Annotated in this window: 14 protein-coding genes and 2 tRNA genes; 6 read left to right on the top strand and 10 right to left on the bottom strand. The window is 64.3% G+C overall.

The window, feature by feature from the left end; translation table 11 throughout:
• Positions 1-11: 11 nt before the first annotated feature.
• From LB524_RS00430 to LB524_RS00395, 8 genes are all read right to left on the bottom strand, one after another.
• On the bottom strand, positions 12-1,283 hold the full coding sequence (locus tag LB524_RS00430) for a beta-ketoacyl-ACP synthase (protein WP_224523100.1): 1,272 nt from the start codon (positions 1,281-1,283) through the stop codon (positions 12-14).
• Between the two features lie 44 nt (positions 1,284-1,327).
• Positions 1,328-2,518, bottom strand: coding sequence for a beta-ketoacyl-ACP synthase (locus tag LB524_RS00425; protein ID WP_224523098.1), 1,191 nt, complete (start codon positions 2,516-2,518; stop codon positions 1,328-1,330).
• A gap of 55 nt (positions 2,519-2,573) precedes the next feature.
• Positions 2,574-2,855: an acyl carrier protein gene (locus tag LB524_RS00420; RefSeq protein WP_224523096.1), complete on the bottom strand. Its 282-nt coding sequence runs from the start codon at positions 2,853-2,855 to the stop codon at positions 2,574-2,576.
• A 175-nt stretch (positions 2,856-3,030) separates the two neighbouring features.
• Positions 3,031-4,173: a slipin family protein gene (locus LB524_RS00415; RefSeq protein ID WP_224523094.1), complete on the bottom strand. Its 1,143-nt coding sequence runs from the start codon at positions 4,171-4,173 to the stop codon at positions 3,031-3,033.
• 357 nt (positions 4,174-4,530) lie between these two features.
• Positions 4,531-4,595 (bottom strand) — tRNA-Met (locus LB524_RS00410).
• 1 nt (position 4,596) lies between these two features.
• Positions 4,597-4,670: transfer RNA gene (locus LB524_RS00405), tRNA-Tyr, on the bottom strand.
• Between the two features lie 229 nt (positions 4,671-4,899).
• Positions 4,900-5,448, bottom strand: a complete 549-nt coding sequence (locus LB524_RS00400; protein WP_015317470.1) for a histidine phosphatase family protein — start codon at positions 5,446-5,448, stop codon at positions 4,900-4,902.
• 94 nt (positions 5,449-5,542) lie between these two features.
• Complete coding sequence (locus LB524_RS00395; protein WP_224523092.1) at positions 5,543-5,785, bottom strand: hypothetical protein; 243 nt, start codon at positions 5,783-5,785, stop codon at positions 5,543-5,545.
• Between the two features lie 57 nt (positions 5,786-5,842).
• Between LB524_RS00395 and LB524_RS00390 the strand changes: the two genes are divergently transcribed.
• From LB524_RS00390 to LB524_RS00380, 3 genes are all read left to right on the top strand, one after another.
• Complete coding sequence (locus LB524_RS00390) at positions 5,843-6,793, top strand: AEC family transporter (protein WP_140822004.1); 951 nt, start codon at positions 5,843-5,845, stop codon at positions 6,791-6,793.
• Positions 6,794-6,976: 183 nt separating this feature from the next.
• Positions 6,977-8,434, top strand: a complete 1,458-nt coding sequence (locus tag LB524_RS00385; RefSeq protein ID WP_140661079.1) for an NAD-dependent succinate-semialdehyde dehydrogenase — start codon at positions 6,977-6,979, stop codon at positions 8,432-8,434.
• 86 nt (positions 8,435-8,520) lie between these two features.
• The gene (locus tag LB524_RS00380; protein ID WP_140616499.1) at positions 8,521-9,543 is read left to right on the top strand and encodes an aldose epimerase family protein; all 1,023 of its coding nucleotides are present in this window, start codon (positions 8,521-8,523) and stop codon (positions 9,541-9,543) included.
• 5 nt (positions 9,544-9,548) lie between these two features.
• On the opposite strand, the gene LB524_RS00375 is transcribed toward LB524_RS00380, so the two are convergent.
• Positions 9,549-10,472 carry a sugar kinase gene (locus tag LB524_RS00375; RefSeq protein ID WP_015317474.1) on the bottom strand — a complete coding sequence of 308 codons (924 nt, stop codon included), beginning with the start codon at positions 10,470-10,472 and terminating at the stop codon, positions 9,549-9,551.
• 150 nt (positions 10,473-10,622) lie between these two features.
• On the opposite strand from LB524_RS00375, the gene LB524_RS00370 reads away from it, so the two are divergent.
• Together LB524_RS00370 and LB524_RS00365 are read left to right on the top strand one after the other, a co-directional pair.
• Positions 10,623-11,072 carry a FixH family protein gene (locus LB524_RS00370; RefSeq protein WP_224523090.1) on the top strand — a complete coding sequence of 150 codons (450 nt, stop codon included), beginning with the start codon at positions 10,623-10,625 and terminating at the stop codon, positions 11,070-11,072.
• Positions 11,073-11,079: 7 nt separating this feature from the next.
• Positions 11,080-12,279: a cytochrome-c peroxidase gene (locus tag LB524_RS00365; protein ID WP_224523089.1), complete on the top strand. Its 1,200-nt coding sequence runs from the start codon at positions 11,080-11,082 to the stop codon at positions 12,277-12,279.
• A gap of 1 nt (position 12,280) precedes the next feature.
• Here LB524_RS00365 and LB524_RS00360 read toward each other — a convergent pair whose 3' ends face one another.
• Positions 12,281-12,733 (bottom strand): Lrp/AsnC family transcriptional regulator, encoded by a 453-nt coding sequence (locus tag LB524_RS00360; protein ID WP_015317477.1) that lies wholly within the window; start codon positions 12,731-12,733, stop codon positions 12,281-12,283.
• 163 nt (positions 12,734-12,896) lie between these two features.
• On the opposite strand from LB524_RS00360, the gene putA reads away from it, so the two are divergent.
• Positions 12,897-16,505 (top strand): bifunctional proline dehydrogenase/L-glutamate gamma-semialdehyde dehydrogenase PutA, encoded by a 3,609-nt coding sequence (gene putA, locus LB524_RS00355; protein WP_224523087.1) that lies wholly within the window; start codon positions 12,897-12,899, stop codon positions 16,503-16,505.
• Positions 16,506-16,508: the final 3 nt, after the last annotated feature.

Below are 16,508 nucleotides of genomic sequence, written 5' to 3'. Positions count from 1 at the left end.
AAAGGGCTCGCTTAGACCGGTTCCCGCGCCATGACAAGGCAAGTGTTCTGGCCGCCAAAGCCGAAGGAGTTCGACAGAACGGAGCGAACCTGCGCATCGCGCTTCTTGTTCGGCACGACGTCGAGCACGATCGCCGGGTCAGGATTGTCATAGTTGATGGTCGGAGGAATGACGCTTTCGCGCATCGTCATCAGCGAAAACGCCGCTTCGACCGCGCCCGCCGCCGACAGCGTGTGGCCGATCATCGACTTGTTGGACGAGATCGGCAGAGAGCCGATGCGCTCGCCAAACACCGTCGACAGCGACAGGTGCTCCATCTTGTCGTTTTCCGGCGTCGAGGTGCCGTGTGCGTTGACATAGTCGATCTCGTCTTCGCCGAGACCCGCATCCGCAAGTGCGGCCCGGACAGCGGCAATCGCCGGCGATCCATCCGGCTTGGAGCGCGTGCGATGGAAATCGTCGGCCTTTTCGCCACAGCCGCTGAGGATGCCGAGAACGGCGGCCCCACGGGCAAGCGCCGCCTCCAGCGATTCCAGCACCAGAGCGCCGGATCCCTCGGCCAACACGAAGCCGTCACGGTCCTTGGAAAACGGCTTGGAAGCCTTTTCCGGATTGTCGTTGTGGGTGGAGAGAGCCGACAGCAGCGAGAAGCGGATCAGCGCCTCGGCGGTCGCCGAGCCGTCGGCGCCGATCGACAGCGCCCGGTCGCATTCGCCACGGCGGATCGCCTCGACGCCGAGCTGGATGGCGGTGGCGCCGGAGGCGCAAGCCGTCGAGAGCGTGATCGGCAGGCCACGCGTGCCGAACCGGTTGGCGAGCCGGTCGGCGATCGAGCCGAACTGGGTGGTTTCGAAGAGATCGAGTTCCTTCAGGCCGCGCGCCACGCGCAGCAGCCTTTCGGCGCCGGAATCCTGCTTGTCGGAATTGTAGAGCGAAAAGCGATCGTGCCAGTCGAGTTCGACCGGCGGCGAGGCGAGGAAGAGAGGGCCTCCGAAATCGCCGGAATTCAGGCCGGCTTCGCCAACAGCCTCCTGAGCCGCGGTTTCCGCCAGTTCATAGGTGAGAAGGCTTGCCCCCCTGGAACTCGACGGCAGAAAATCGACCATGCCGGAGATCCGTGTGTTGAGGTGATCGACCGGGAAGCGGGTGATCGGGTGGATGCCCGACTTGCCCGAGGTCAGCGCGCCCCAATTGTCTGATTTGCCGACGCCGAGCGAGGTCACCACCCCGATACCGGTAACGGCAACGACGGGCCTGCCCATGTGATCTCTGAAATTGGCCATCCGGGAGCCCTCTTATCTCTGCAGTGCGTTCGCCAGACGCCGCCTCAAGCGGCGTTGACCAGCGCCACGCCCTCGAATTGGTGATAGCCGATCGCCGTTGCAAGGACGCTCGCGGGAATGCCTTCAAACGGCTTTTCGGCCGTGGCGTCAAAGACAGGGTAGGCGGCCTTGCGGTCGACCGCGAGTGCCGCCAGCGCTACGGCGAAGGGAAACTGCGCTTCCTTCATGTGCCCGGTCAACGTTGTAAAACCGCGCGCCGATATCGCCGGATTGGCGTCGAGCGCCGCCTTTTCGGCCGATGTTGCCGCATGCGCGCCCGATGCTCCCGACATGGCGAGCAGCTTGCCGTTCGGCAGCAGCGCCTGTTTGAGCAGGAGAGCGATCTCGGCGTCGAGTTCTCCGCGCGCGCGCCTGGCGCGGCCGGAGACGACGGGGCCGAGTTCAGCGTAGATCTTGCGTCCGCGGCTTGCCGCGTGTTCGCGCTGCTCAAGCACCAGGAAGGCACCGCCGGAACCTGAGACCACGCCGCCGCCCTCGGCGCCCTGCCTTTGCCAGACGGGCTTCCACGGGCCGCGATGCAGGTAACCGGCCAGCTCGTAGCCGAGCAGCATGTCGGAATGTTCCGTCTGGAAGGCGCCGCCGACCAGGATGTGCGTCGACTGGCCGGAGCGAATGCGCGCGGCTGCCGTCTCGACGGCGGCGACGCCAGCGCCTTCCTCGCCCATGAAGGTCCTGGACGAGCCGGTCACCTTGTGGACGATGGAGATGTTGCCGGCGAGCAGATTGGAAAGCTGCGCCAGGAAAAGCGTCGGTCGCAATTCGGTGGTCAGCTTCTCGTTGAGCAGCACGTCGCGGTCGTTGCGGTTTTCCGAAGCGGCTAGAATGTCGGCGTCGACCGCTTCGTCGCGCTCGCCGCCGCCGGCCGCCACAACCATGTCCATGGTGGTGCAGAGTTCGTCATTGCCCTTGATGCCGGCGTCGTCGAGCGCGAGGCCCGCCGCATAGGTGCCGAGCCTCTGCCATGTCTCCATCTGCCGCTGATCGCCGCGCTTGGCGATCTGCAGGTTCCAGTCGATCTCGGGCAGTGGATGAACCGTGTAGGGCGCGAAGCGCCCGGCCTCGAGCACCGGCTCCCGGCCCGGTTGCGCCAGCTTTTGCCAATGGGCGTCAGGACCTTCCCCCAGCGAGGAAACAAGGCCGATACCTGTGATGACGACGTCGTGGGGGCTGCTCATGAGCGGCTTTGTGGGTCAGGTGACGGAGCGCGTCAAGTCACGCGCCCTGATGACCTCAGGCGGTCTTGGCGGCAACCAGCGCGTCGATCTTGGCGCACAGGTTCTTCATGACGAAGTAATCGTCGGTCGAAGCCTTGCCGTCATTGACTTCCTGGGTCCACTTTTCCAGCGGCACCTTGATGCCGAATTCCTTGTCGATGGCGAACACGATGTCCAGGAAGTCGAGGCTGTCGATGCCGAGATCGTCAATGGTGTGGCTCTCGGGCGTCATGGTGTCGATATCGATCTCGCTGGTGTCGGCAATGATCTTGGCGACTTTGTCGAACGTTGTAGACAAGGGGCTTTTCCTTCTTTGCGGGCGGAATCTGTCCGCATTCGTTTGGGCGCTGTCTAATCGGTTTTTCCCGGCAGGAAAAGGCCTGTTAAGCCGGGCGCAGATGGGTAGGATGCCCAGGAAACGCAAGAAGGGCCGCCGGTCGACCCGGTGGCCCTTCCGTTGACGCTGCGTAAGCTCAGCTGTCGCGGAGCTTGACCAGGTCGTTCAGCAGCCCGCCCGTTCCGTTGTGGACGGTCAGCCGCTCGACCTTGCCGGCGATGGTTTCCAGAGCCTCGAGCTCCTTCAGCCGCAGCATCACCGGGTTCTCCGCCATCACCTTGGCCGTGTTGAGAAGGGAACGCGTGGCGTTCGTCTCCTCGCGGCGGCGGATGACATTGGCCTCGGCCTGCTTTTCGGCCGAAACCACTTGGTTGAGGATCTCACGCATCTCACCCGGCAGGATGACATCCTTGAGCGCGATATCGCTGACCTCGACCCCGATCTCGGCCATGTCGGCACGGACCTTGGCCGCCGCTTCCTCGTCGACCGTCACCTTCTTTTCGAGGATCTGGTCGAGCGTGAGCGCGCCCAGCGTCTTGCGGAACGCGTACTGCAGGGCGCGGTAGAGGGCCTCGGAGAAGTCCTTCACCGCGCTCACCGCCTTGACCGGATCGATGACCCGGTATTCGGCCGCGATATTGACGCGGATCGTGACGCGGTCCCTGGTCAGCACTTCCTGCCCGGCGACATCGAGCGACTGGCGCTTGAGGTCGACGACCTTGATCTGCACCATCCGTCCGACGGTCCAGAAGCCGTGCACGCCAGCGGCAAGCGTCCGCACAAGGACACCGTCGATAAACAGCAACCCGGCCTGGCCGTCGACAACCGGGTGAACGGACATCAATTCCGCCTTCCGGGCCTGGCCGAGCCGGCGCATGACAGCCGGATCGATGGCAAGATCGGCCGAGGTGTCGATCACCGTCACCTTCCACGGTCCGGCATCGGTCCACAGTACCAGCTTACGGTCGGGGGCCTGCACGGAATGCAGGTTGCCGTCACGCTCGATGACGGCAACTTCCGTGCGCCCCGTGCGCACGACGGTGAAATGACGCGCGGCCACGTCCGGGAGCTTGTCGAACAACGCCTTCTCGTACGCCGAAACGAATTCCGGGCTCTTCAGATCGTGCCGGGACACCTCAAGGCTCTGGTTCCGGTTGGCGAGCCAGTGCTCACCCGGCAGCAGGACAGCCTTGATCTCTCCCTTGTAGAGAGTGAGGGCACGTTCGTTTTCCCTAACGAGGACGCGCTCGCGCCCAAGAACTGTATCGAGAATAGTCATTGTCTTACTCCTGTCGGGCATGGCCCCATGCGAGGCGTCACGTCATGCGTCGATCTTCCCTTCGTTTCTCGTTTCGCTTCCAATTCCGGACACGAATGATCCGGGGACTGGTGGCATCGATGCGCGGCGGGCCTGCGGGAGCGGATCGCGGGGCAGCGAAGCGGGCGCCGGAGGCGAGCCTCCCTTGCCGGCGACACTGCGCCTTGACCATCACCGCGAGCCTGGCCGCGAGCCGATGGCATCGGACCTTTCGATACGTCCTGGCCCGAAGGCCTCGGCCGTCCGTCACGTCTTCAGCATTCCAGTCCCCGGACCGTTTCAGATAACACCTGGCAGGGTGCTGGCTCATCGAGCCAATGGAGAAGGAATCGAACCTTCGACAATCAGATTATGAGTCTGATGCTCTACCAACTGAGCTATCCGTGGTGCAGACGACGGGACTCGAACCCACAACCTCCGGATTATGTCCGGCGCTCTCCCAGTTGAGCTACATCCGCGATCCCAATCCCCAAAGCGGCGCCGTATACAGGGCGGCAAAGCCGTCTGCACGGGCGGAGACGAAAGCTCCAACCGTTGTGCTCGCTTCGGTTTTCGTGACCGGGAGCGCGCCTATAGCCCCTGCGACGGGTTGTCGCAAGCGACATTGTCGTGTCGAATTCGCGGCTTCTTTCGGCGGTGGCATTTCGGCAACACTCATTGCCGCGCCCGCGTTCGGGAGCAGTTGTCTCAGAAGGTGACGCGGCCGAGTACGCGCAAGCCGTCGCCTTGCGGCTCGACCACCACTGCTTCGCCTTCGCGCGGCGACACGCCGGTCAGCGCCACGATGTTTTCGAGATGGGTGACCAGGACCAGATTGTCGGAGCCGGAATAGGCGCGGATTTCCTTCATGATGGCCGCGATCTGCGCTGCTTTCTGCGCATCGTCACCCTTCAGGAGATCGAGCGGTGCGAACAGCTCCGGCTCGGCTTCGAAGGCGGTGCGCGCGGTGTCGAGGCAGCGGCAATAGCGGCTGGACAAAATGCGCTCGATGGGAGCCGCGCGGGCGGCAAACAGGGCGCCGATCTTGCTTGCCTGCTGCTTGCCGCGCGCCGACAGATTGACCTGGGTGGCGCAATTGCCGATGTCGAAATTGGCCGGGTCGGTGGTGCCGGTGACCATAGCGTGGCGCAGCAGCACGACATGGCCGCCATCGCGCAGCAGCGCCCAGCCGGCGTCCGTCGCGTGCGCGGCGGCGGGGACGACAAGCAGGAACAACGCCAAGGCTAACCGGATCATCGCCACCCTTCCATGCTCCCGTGTCGGGCTCCAACCATATAAGGATTGGAAAGCAGGCACAAAGACAAGCCGGGCGTCAGCCGCGTCTCAAGCCTCACTTTTTGGCGAGCTGCTGCTTCACCAGATCGATCTTCTGATCGGTGAGCGGGATGGGGATCGTGTAGCCGGCTTCGGTAAAGCCCTGTTTGGCATTATCGAAGAGGGCAATAGCCTTGAGGTATTCGGGCTGGCCGCCGCGCACCGGTTCCAGCCCGCCAGCTCCGATCGGCTCGGCCGAGGCGGTTTGGCGCGCGCCGCACCATGGCATCGGCAGGAAACGGATTGGTGCGGCAGGCATCGAGCAGCATGATCGGGTGCGATTGCTCAGCGACCGTGGCTCGCCTATCCCTGAAAAATGTCTCCGCTTACCGAAACCGTCCTGTTCGTTTTCAGTCTTGTCGCGCTCGGCTATCTCGCCGGGCTCTCGGGCTATTTGAGACCGGCGAGCGGCGAGGGGATATCCGACTTCGCGGTCTCGGTGGCAATGCCGCTGCTCCTGTTCCAGACCATGGTCAATGCCGATTTTCATGGCGTGGCGCCATGGCCGCTATGGGGTGCCTATTTCACCGCCGTGGCGATCACCTGGGCCGTCGGCCATGTCGTCACCACGCGGATCTTCGGTCGCGATGCGCGCGCCGGGGTCGTCGGCGGGGTGTCGTCTGCCTACTCCAACGTCGTGCTGCTCGGCGCTCCCTTCATCCTTGGCATATTCGGTCCGAGCGGCTTCGAAGTGCTGTCGCTGCTGGTCTCGGTGCATCTGCCGATCATGATGATGGCTTCGATCGTGCTGTTCGAGATGTTCGGGCGCGGCAGCGGCGAACACGTGCATCCCTTGCGCGTTATCAGAAGTTTCCTCAGGCGGCTGTTCATGAATCCGCTGATCATCGGCATTGTCCTGGGCCTGGCATGGCGGCTCAGCGGCGTGCCGCTGCCTGGTCTCGCCATGCGCCTGGTGGATGCATTGGCCGATACGGCCGGGCCGGTGGCGCTGTTTGCCATGGGGCTCAGCCTGCGCCGCTTCGGGATATCAGGCAATGTCCGGCCGGCGCTGGCGCTTTCGGCGCTCAAACTGTTCCTGATGCCGGCACTGGTTCTTGCCTTCGTCTGGCTGCTCGGCCTGCCGCCCCTGACCGCCAAGGTGGCGGTCGTGGTGGCGGCGCTGCCCTCCGGCATCAATTCCTATCTCATCGCGGTGCAGTTCAACACCGGCCAGGCGCTGGCATCGAACCAGATGACCATCGCCACGGCCTGCGCGGCGATCACCACCGCTTTCTGGCTGACGGTTGTCCTGCATGTTTTCGGATAAGGTTGGCGACGCCGTACGCCAACGCGCTCTCGTCTTGTGCTGGTCCAACCCCTATATGCCATCTTGCGATTGCTTGCGGGGCTTTCCCTAGGTTAAGAGCAATGGCTCCAGCGCGCGGCCCTGCCTGCGCTTTACCGAAGACATCCAGATAGCGGCCCGTGAGCGCCGAACGGAGGCTAGACCATGCTTCAGAAAACCAGCCATTTCATGCGGCAGGCCAATCTCATCAACGGCGAATGGGTGCAGGCCGACAGCGGCCAGACGGTCGATGTGAACAATCCGGCTACAGGCCTCAAGATCGGCACCGTACCGAAGTCGGGCAAGGCAGAAACTCGCCGCGCCATCGAGGCCGCCGATGAGGCTTTCAAAACCTGGCGCAAGACGACCGCGCTCGAGCGCTCGAAGCTGCTGCGCAAGCTTCATGACGCGATGATGGACAATCAGGACGTGCTGGCCGAACTGCTCACCATCGAGCAGGGCAAGTCGCTGTTCGAATCCAAGGGCGAGATCGGTTCGGCTGCCGCCTACATCCTGTGGTTCGCCGAAGAAGGCCGCCGCACTTATGGCGATGTCGTGCCCTCGCCATGGGCGGACCGCCGCATCCTGGTGACGAAAGAACCGGTCGGTGTCATCGCCGCCATCACGCCGTGGAATTTCCCGTCCTCGATGCTGGCCCGCAAGCTTGGTCCCGCACTTGCCGCGGGCTGCACCGCTGTCGTCAAGCCGGCCTCGCAGACGCCGTATTCCGGCCTTGCCTGGGGGGCGCTTGCCGAGGAAGTCGGCTTTCCCAAGGGCGTCGTCAACATCCTGACCGGCGCCGCCGGCGAGATCGGCGACGAGATTTGCGCCAATCCGCTGGTCAAGAAGATCACCTTCACCGGCTCGACCGAAGTCGGCAAGATCCTGATCCAGAAATCGTCGGTGACCGTCAAGAAGGTATCGATGGAACTCGGCGGCAACGCGCCGTTCATCGTTTTCGACGACGCCGATATCGAGCGTGCGGTGGCCGGCGCGATCACCGCCAAATATCGCAATTCCGGCCAGACCTGCGTCTGCACCAACCGCTTCCTGGTCCAGGCTGGCGTCTATGACAAGTTCGTCGAGAAACTCGCCGCGGCCAGCAACGGGCTGAAGGTTGGTTCCGGCCTGGAAGAGGGCGTCCAGCAGGGGCCGCTAATCGACGAGAAGGCGGTCGAGAAGGTCGAGGAGCTGATCGCCGACGCCACGGCCAAGGGCGGCAAGGTCGTCGCCGGGGGCAAGCGCCACGCGCTCGGCGGTTCGTTCTTCCAGCCGACGGTCATCGCCAACGCGACGCCGAAAATGCGCTTTATGAAGGAAGAGATTTTTGGGCCGGTCGCACCCGTGTTCAAGTTCGAGACCGAGGAAGAGGCCGTGGCGCTCGCCAACGACACGGAGTTCGGCCTTGCCTGCTACTTCTACACCGGCGATCTCGGCCGCGCCTTCCGGGTCATGGAAGGCCTGAAATACGGCATGGTTGGCGTCAATGAAGGGCTGATCACCACACCTGAAGCACCGTTCGGCGGCGTCAAGGAATCCGGACTTGGCAAGGAAGGCGGACATCAGGGCATCGAGGATTACCTCGATACCAAATATGTGTGCATCGGCGGCCTCGGCCTCTGATAGGCTAGTCCGGAGGCAGGCTCGTACACCTGCCTCGAGGCTGAAGAACCAGCCGAAGTCCTTTGGATCCACTGACGTTTGCGGGCATGATGATGAAGGACGGCGAGGTTTTCGGCACGACGCAGGCAGGCGAACCGGTCCGCCGCTTCACGATCAGGGGCGGCGGCCTCACCGCCAACATCATCGGGCTCGGCGCCATCGTCCAGGACCTGCGCCTGGCCGGGCATGACGCGCCGCTGGTTCTCGGCTACAGCACTCTGGAAGCGTATGAGACAGATACTGCCTTCTTCGGGGCGGTGGTTGGGCGCTACGCCAACCGCATCGGCGACGCTCGTTTCACAATTGGCGGCAACCGCTATCAGACCGAGCGCAACTTCCTGGACAAGCATACGCTGCATGGCGGCTCGCAAGGCTATTCCCACCGGCCATGGACGGTTTCGCTGCATGGCAGGGACTTCGTCACGCTGACGCTGCATGATCCCGATGGCGCGATGGGCTTTCCCGGAGCGCTCGACGTTACCTGCACCTACCGGCTGAAAATTCCCGGCACGCTCAGCGTCGAATTGACGGCGACCTGCGAGGAGCCGACGCCGTGCAATCTCACCCAGCATTCCTATTTCAACCTCGACGATGGCGGTGCCGGCGACATTCTCGACCATAGGATGATGCTGAACGCCGGCGCCTATCTGCCTGTCGACGGCGACATGATCCCGACCGGCGTGGTCAAGCCGGTCGACGGCACGCCCTTCGATTTTCGCCAGGCGCGGCCGCTGCGCATGGAGACCGAGGGCGAACAGTTACCCTACGACCAGAATTTCTGCCTGGCCGCGGCGCGCGGTCCGCTCAAGCAGGCAGCTTGGGTGCAAGGGGCGAGTTCCGGCATCGAGATGGAAGTCTGGACCACCGAGCCCGGCGTCCAGCTTTATACCGGGCAATATGTGACGCCACGCACCGGCCTGGAAGGGCGGGGTTACAAGGCCTTCAGCGGCTTCTGTCTGGAGCCGCAGATATGGCCCGACGCGCCGAACCGGCCGTATTTCCCGCAGGCGACGCTATGGCCTGGCGCGATCTACCACCACGTGACGGAATATCGGTTCCGGCAGGGCTGACTTTTTCAGGACTGGCCGAACGCCGCCCGTAGCGTCTCGAACGGCGCCAATGCGCCGCGGACCTGCACGACGGCGGCGGCGACGCGGTGCGCACGCTGGACAGCGTCCGCCGGGGCAATCCCGCCAAGCCGTGCGGCGAGATAGCCGCCGTTGAAGGAATCGCCGGCACCGGTCGTGTCCACGGGCGCAGGCACGTGGATTGCGGCGACCTCCCGCAGCGCTCCACCCTTGCCAATCAACGCCGGTGCCTCGCCGTTCTTGACCACGACCTCCTTGACCAATTGCCCGAGGCGCTCGGCGGTCGCCTGCGGTGTGTCATCGCCGAACAGCATCTGCTCGTCCGGGAACGTCGGCAGCGCGATGTCGGTAACCGCAAGCGCCCGGGCAATCGCTGCTTGCGCGTCCTCGCGGTTACGCCAGAGCCGCGGCCGATAGTTGGGATCGAAGGCAATCAGCGAGCCCGCCGCGCGCGCCTTTGCCACTGCGGCCAGCAGCGTCTGGCGCGCGGCCTCATCGAGAATTGCCAAAGTGATTCCGGAGAAGTACACAAGCGCCTGATTTTCCAGGTTTTTCGCCAGTGCCGCCGGGTCCGAGGCGAGCTGCCTGGCGGCGGCGTCGCCGCGCCAGTAGGTGAAGGAGCGCTCGGCGCCAGTCAGCGTGATGGCATAGAGGCCGGGGCGCGCGCCCGGTATGACCGGACTGGAGCCGATGCCGATGCCGTTTTCGGCTAAGAAGTCGATCTGGCCCTGCGAGAAAGGGTCGTCGCCGAAAGCCGAGACATAGGTTGCCGGCCGGTCAGCGCTTAGCGCATGCAGCGCCCACAGCGTGTTGAACGTGTCGCCGGCAAAGCCCATGCGCCAGTTCGGCCCGGTCTGGCCCGACAGTTCCAGCATGCATTCGCCGATCGAGGCGACGCCGTTTCCCACCATCTGCAATCCTCCAGTGCTTTCGGTGCTGTAGCTTTTTGCCGGACGCAGCGCCATGCTTGGCAAGCAGGCTTTTTTCCGCCACAGCGTTTTCCCACAGGCGGCGGGATGCGATCCGCCCGGCAGGACGTTATCTGCGAAAGAGGAACCGGTTTGGCATCGTTATGGCGTTATCTCCTGGCAGGTCTTGGTCTGGCTGCTTTGCTGGTCGGCGTTCTCGCGGCCGTCTATCTGACCGCGCCGCATTCGGCACAGCCCGCCGGCCCGGATGTCTCGCGGACGAAAAAAACCGACAACGGGCTGTACGTAGCGAGTTTCGTGCCGGAACGGGGCGTCGTGCGGCGGGGCGAACTGGAATCCTGGCTGCTGACGCTGAAGACAAAGACGGGGGCCTCGGTGGAGCGAGCCGCGATTGCCATCTCCGGTGGCATGCCGCAACACAATCACGGTCTGCCGACCAGCCCGCAGGCGACCGACTATCTAGGCGAGGGACGCTACCGCATCGAAGGGGTGAAATTCACCATGAGCGGCTGGTGGCAACTGCGTTTCGCCATATCGTCCGGCGCGGGCTCCGACACTGTGCTGTTCAACGTGGTGCTGTGAGCGGTCGATGAGGCGCTTTTTCTGCTTTTTGGCACTGACGGTGGCAGCCATCCTTGCCGGTTGCGGCAAGCCGGATTTTTCCGATGCGGAGAAGAAGACGATTGCATCGCTCGCGCTGAATACGCTGCCGGCACTGAAGCCTGATACCACCAACCGCTTCGCCGATGAGCCGGCCGCGGCGGCGCTCGGCTCGACGCTGTTCTTCGACGTCGGGATGAGCCGCGACGGTACGGTGTCCTGCTCGACCTGCCACAAGATCGACCGGCAGTTCCAGGACGACCTGCCGCAGGCGGTCGGAGTCGGCCACACCAACCGGCGCACCATGCCGCTGGCCGGCGTGGCGCGCGACCCCTGGTTTTTCTGGGACGGACGACGCGACAGCCTGTGGGCGCAGGCGCTGACACCGCTCGAAAACCCGTTGGAACAGGCGGGAAACCGTGCTGCCTACGCGCATTACATGAAGGCGCGTTTCGGCGAACGCTATGAGCGCATCTTCGGGCCATTGCCTGATTTGTCCAGCATTCCGCCAAATGCCAGCCCGCTTGGAAGCGATGCCGAAAAAACCGCCTGGAACACGATGAGCGACGCGCAGCGCGACGCAATCAACGGCGTCTATGCCAATATCGGCAAGGCGATCGCCGCTTTCGAACGCTCGATTGAACCGGCACCCACACGCTTCGACCGCTTTGCGCTGGACCTTGCGACAGGCGCCGAGCCGAAAGGCGATGCCGTCTTTTCCGCGGAGGAAATCCTTGGGTTGAAACTGTTCGTCGGCAAGGCCAATTGCGTGAGCTGCCACAACGGCCCGCGCTTCAGCGACAACGGTTTTCACAACACGGGTGTACCGCCTGCTGCCGGCCTGCCGGCGGATCGTGGGCGCGTCGATGCGGTGGCCCAGGTCGAGGCCGACCCGTTCAACTGCTTCGGAGCCTATCGCGATGGCGAGGCCAGTGCCTGCGGCGAGCTGCGCTTCATGGTCAAGGATGCGCCGGAACTTGTGCGCGCCTACAAGACGCCGTCGCTGCGCGGTGCGGCGACGCGGCCGCCTTACATGCACGCCGGGCAGTTTTCATCGCTCGACGAGGTCGTCGCTCACTATGCCAAGGCTGCGCCAAGCGTCGAGGGCAGTTCTGAAATTCACCCGCTGGAGCTCTCGGACCGCGAGCGCGCCGCACTGGTGGCGTTCCTGAAGACGCTATCGGAATAGGTTACCTGTCCTTGACCGTCTCCATCGCCACGAAGGTCGAGGTCTGGGCGACGTGGGGCAGGGCGGAGATGCGCTCACCGAGCACGCGGCGATAGGCGGCGATGTCCTTCGTGCGGACCTTCAGGAGATAGTCGAAGCTCGACGCCATCATGTGGCACTGCTCGATTTCCGGCACGGCTTGTACGGAGCGGTTGAAAGCGTCGAGCGCGGCGGATCGGGTGTCCGATAATTTCACCTGCACGAAGGCGACATGGCCTTCGCCCATGCGTTCGCGGTCGATGATCGCCTGGTATCCCCTGATATAGCCGTCCTTCTCCAGCCGCTTCACCCGCGCCTGCACCGGTGTCTTCGACAGGCCGACCTTGACCGCCAGTTCCGACATCGAAAGCCGGCCATTGCCGGCCAGTGCCGACAGGATGTTCCTGTCGATGCGGTCCAATTGATCTTCTGTCATCGAAACTGCAGCCTGAATGAGCAATTTTCGGCACCATGATAGGTCAATCGAGCTACCCTGTCGATTTGTTCAGACCGCCTGAAATCTGGTACCTGTGCTACCTTGCGCCATTCGGTCCGGTGACCGCTGGTCCGTTCCCTTTTTGCTTGCTCATAGGACCGCCATGCCGCTCGACGCCATCCGCCAGCAGATCCGCGCCAATTATTTGCCCGACGAAGACGCAGTGGTTAAGCGATTGGCCGAGGCGACCGGGCTTTCGACCGGAGACCGTAAGGCGATCTCGGCGCGGGCGGCCGACCTGGTGCGGGCGGTGCGCGGTTCGTCCGATCTCCGGCTGATGGAAGTCTTCCTCTCGGCCTACGGCCTCTCCACCAAAGAAGGCGTGGCGCTGATGTGCCTGGCCGAGGCGCTGCTGCGCGTACCCGACACAGAGACGATGGACGATCTCATCGCCGATAAGATCGCGCCGCACGACTGGTCGGCGCATTCGGGCGGTTCGAGTTCGATCTTCGTCAACGCCTCGACCTGGGCGCTGATGCTAACCGGCCGCGTGCTCGATGAAGGTGAGGGCGGTATCGAAGGCACGCTGCGTTCGATGGTGCGCCGGCTGGGCGAACCGGTCATCCGCAAGGCAGTGGCCGCAGCCATGCGCGAGATGGGCGAGCAGTTCGTGCTTGGCCGCACGATCGCGGAAGCCGTCAAACGCGGCCGGCCAATGACGCAGAAGGGTTATCTCTACTCCTTCGACATGCTGGGCGAGGCGGCCCGCACCGAGGCGGACGCGCTGCGCTATCACAAGGCCTATGCCGACGCCATTTCCTCGCTCGATGCCGGCTCGAACGGGCCAGATATCCGCCAGAACCATGGCATCTCCGTCAAGCTTTCGGCGCTGCATCCACGCTACGAAGAAGCGCAAAAGGAAGAGATGCTGCCTGTGATGGCCGAGCGGCTGTTGTCACTGGCTCTGGCCGCACGGCATTCGCGGATGGGCCTCAACATCGACGCCGAGGAGGCGGATCGTCTCGACCTGTCGCTCGACGTGATCGAGCGGGTGCTGGCCGAGCCGGAACTCGCCGGCTGGAACGGCTTTGGCGTCGTCGTGCAGGCCTATGGTCCGCGCGCGGCTTTCACCATCGATTGGCTCTATGCCCTGGCCAGCAAGCATAATCGCAACATCATGGTCCGGCTGGTCAAGGGTGCCTATTGGGACACGGAGATCAAGCGGGCGCAGACACTCGGGCTTGCCGGTTATCCCGTGTTCACGCGCAAGGCAAACACCGACGTCTCCTACATGGCTTGCGCGAAAAAGCTGCTTGGCATGACCGACCGCATCTATCCGCAGTTCGCCACCCATAACGCGCACACCGTCGCCGCCATCCTGTCGATGGCTGACAGTCGCGACACCTTCGAATTCCAGCGCCTGCATGGCATGGGCGAGGCTTTGCACGAAACGGTGCGCAAGGCCGAAGGCACGCGTTGCCGTATCTATGCGCCGGTCGGCGCGCATTCGGACCTGCTGGCCTATCTGGTCCGCCGGCTCCTGGAAAACGGCGCCAACTCCTCCTTCGTGCACCAATTGACCGACGAGGAGGTCGAGCCGGAGGATATCGCACGCGATCCGCTGGAAACGGTTGAAAGCCAGGGTCCCGCCGCCAATCCGGCGATTGCCCGGCCTTCCCAGATCTTTGGGATCGGGCGCCGCAACTCGAAGGGATTCGACATCACCGACACGGTGACGCTGGCGGCAATCGAGCAGGCCAGAGCGGCATTTGCGGGTCCCGATCGCTGGCAGGCCAAGCCGATCACGCGCGCCGCCGGCTACGGCAAGCAGCGCCCGATCCTCAATCCGGCAAAGCCTTCCGAGGTGGTCGGCACGGTTCACGAGGCCGCCGCCAAGCAGGTCGCAACCGCCGTGCGCATCGCTGTCGAGGCGCAGCCGGCGTGGGCAAAACGCCCGGTCGCCGAGCGTGCCGCTATGCTCAACCGTGCCGCCGATCTTTACGAGGCCAATGCCGTCGAGTTCTTCGCGCTCGCCACGCGCGAGGCCGGCAAATCGCTGGCCGACGGCGTCGCCGAAGTGCGCGAGGCGGTCGACTTCCTGCGCTATTACGCCACCGAGGCGGCGAACGCCGAAACGGGCACGCAAGCGCGCGGCGCCATCGTCTGCATCTCGCCGTGGAATTTCCCGCTCGCCATCTTCACCGGCCAGATCGCGGCAGCACTTGTCACTGGCAATTCAGTGATCGCCAAGCCAGCCGAGCAGACCCCGCTGATCGCCTTCCGCGCCGTCGAGATGCTGCGCGAGGCCGGCGTGCCGGAAGACGTCATCCAACTCCTGCCCGGGGACGGCCCGTCGGTCGGTGGTCCGCTGACAGCGGACCCGCGTATTGCCGGCGTCTGCTTCACCGGCTCGACCGAGGTCGCCAAGCTGATCGAAAAGCAATTGGCCGAGACCGCGGCGCCGGACGCCATGCTGATCGCCGAGACCGGCGGCCTCAATGCCATGATCGTCGATTCCACGGCACTTCCTGAGCAGGCGGTGCGTGACATCCTCGCGTCGGCCTTCCAGAGTGCCGGCCAGCGCTGCTCGGCGTTGCGCGTGCTCTATGTCCAGAAAGACGTCGAGAAGAAGATGCTGGAGATGCTGAAAGGCGCCATGGAGGCGCTCAACGTCGGCGATCCCTGGCGGATTTCGACCGATGTCGGTCCGGTGATCGACGATGACGCGCAAAGTTCGATCCGCGATTATTGCACGACGATGGGCCTGCAGGGCCGGCTGATCGCTAAACTTGAGGCGCCCAAGGATGGCCGCTTCGTCGCGCCGCATGTCTTCCGGGTCAAGGGCATCGAGGAGATGGAGCGCGAAGTGTTCGGTCCGGTGCTGCACGTCGCGACCTTCGACGCCGACCAGATCGACAGCGTCATCGCCGCCATCAACCGCAAGGGCTACGGCCTGACCTTCGGCCTGCACACCCGTATCGAGGGCCGGGTGCAGCATTTCGTCGACGGCATCCATGCCGGCAACATCTATGTCAACCGCAACCAGATCGGCGCTGTCGTCGGTTCGCAGCCATTTGGCGGCGAGGGCCTGTCCGGCACCGGGCCAAAGGCCGGCGGGCCGCACTATCTCAGGCGTTTCCGCAAAGGGCCTGAAGCGGGCACGGAAGTCGGCGAAGGCCATAAGGTGACGGCGACCGAACTGGCCGACAATCTGCCCGATCCCGCTCTCGGCGGCTGGTCGACGCGGCCGGACCGGGTCGCCATCCTCAGGAAGCATCTTCGCGGCAAGGGCGCGGCCGCGATCGGTGCTGCCGCCAGCATTGATTTCGGCCAGGTCGATCTGCCCGGGCCGACCGGCGAGGCCAACACGCTGTCGCTGTCGCCGCGCGGCCGGGTGCTGTGCCTGGGGCCGGACGGCGACACGCTGCTGGCGCAGACCATCCAGGCGCTCGCCGCCGGCAATGCGGTGCTGGCCGTTGCGCCGGGTGCACCGGCGGCGCTCTCGGCATTGACCGGCAAAGGCCTGCCGCTGGCGGCCATCGACGGCCGCCCCGATCCTGTCGAGGCGCGCTCGCTGCGCGTCGATGTGGTTGCTTTTTCAGGCACGCCCGAGGCGGCGCGCATCGTGCGCAAGGTCATCGCCGAGCGCAGCGGGCCGATCGTCCCGCTGGTCAGCGAGGTGCTTTATCCGGCGGCTTATGCGCATGAGCGGGCGGTCTGCGTCGACACGACCGCCGCGGGTGGCAATGCCAGCCTCTTGGCCGCCGCATAGGTC

The sequence above is a fragment of the Mesorhizobium sp. ESP6-5 genome, assembly GCF_020164695.1.
In the GTDB taxonomy this organism is placed as follows: domain Bacteria; phylum Pseudomonadota; class Alphaproteobacteria; order Rhizobiales; family Rhizobiaceae; genus Mesorhizobium; species Mesorhizobium australicum.
The sequence above is the reverse complement of the archived record's forward strand: the minus strand, read 5'-3'. Positions and strand labels throughout refer to the sequence as shown.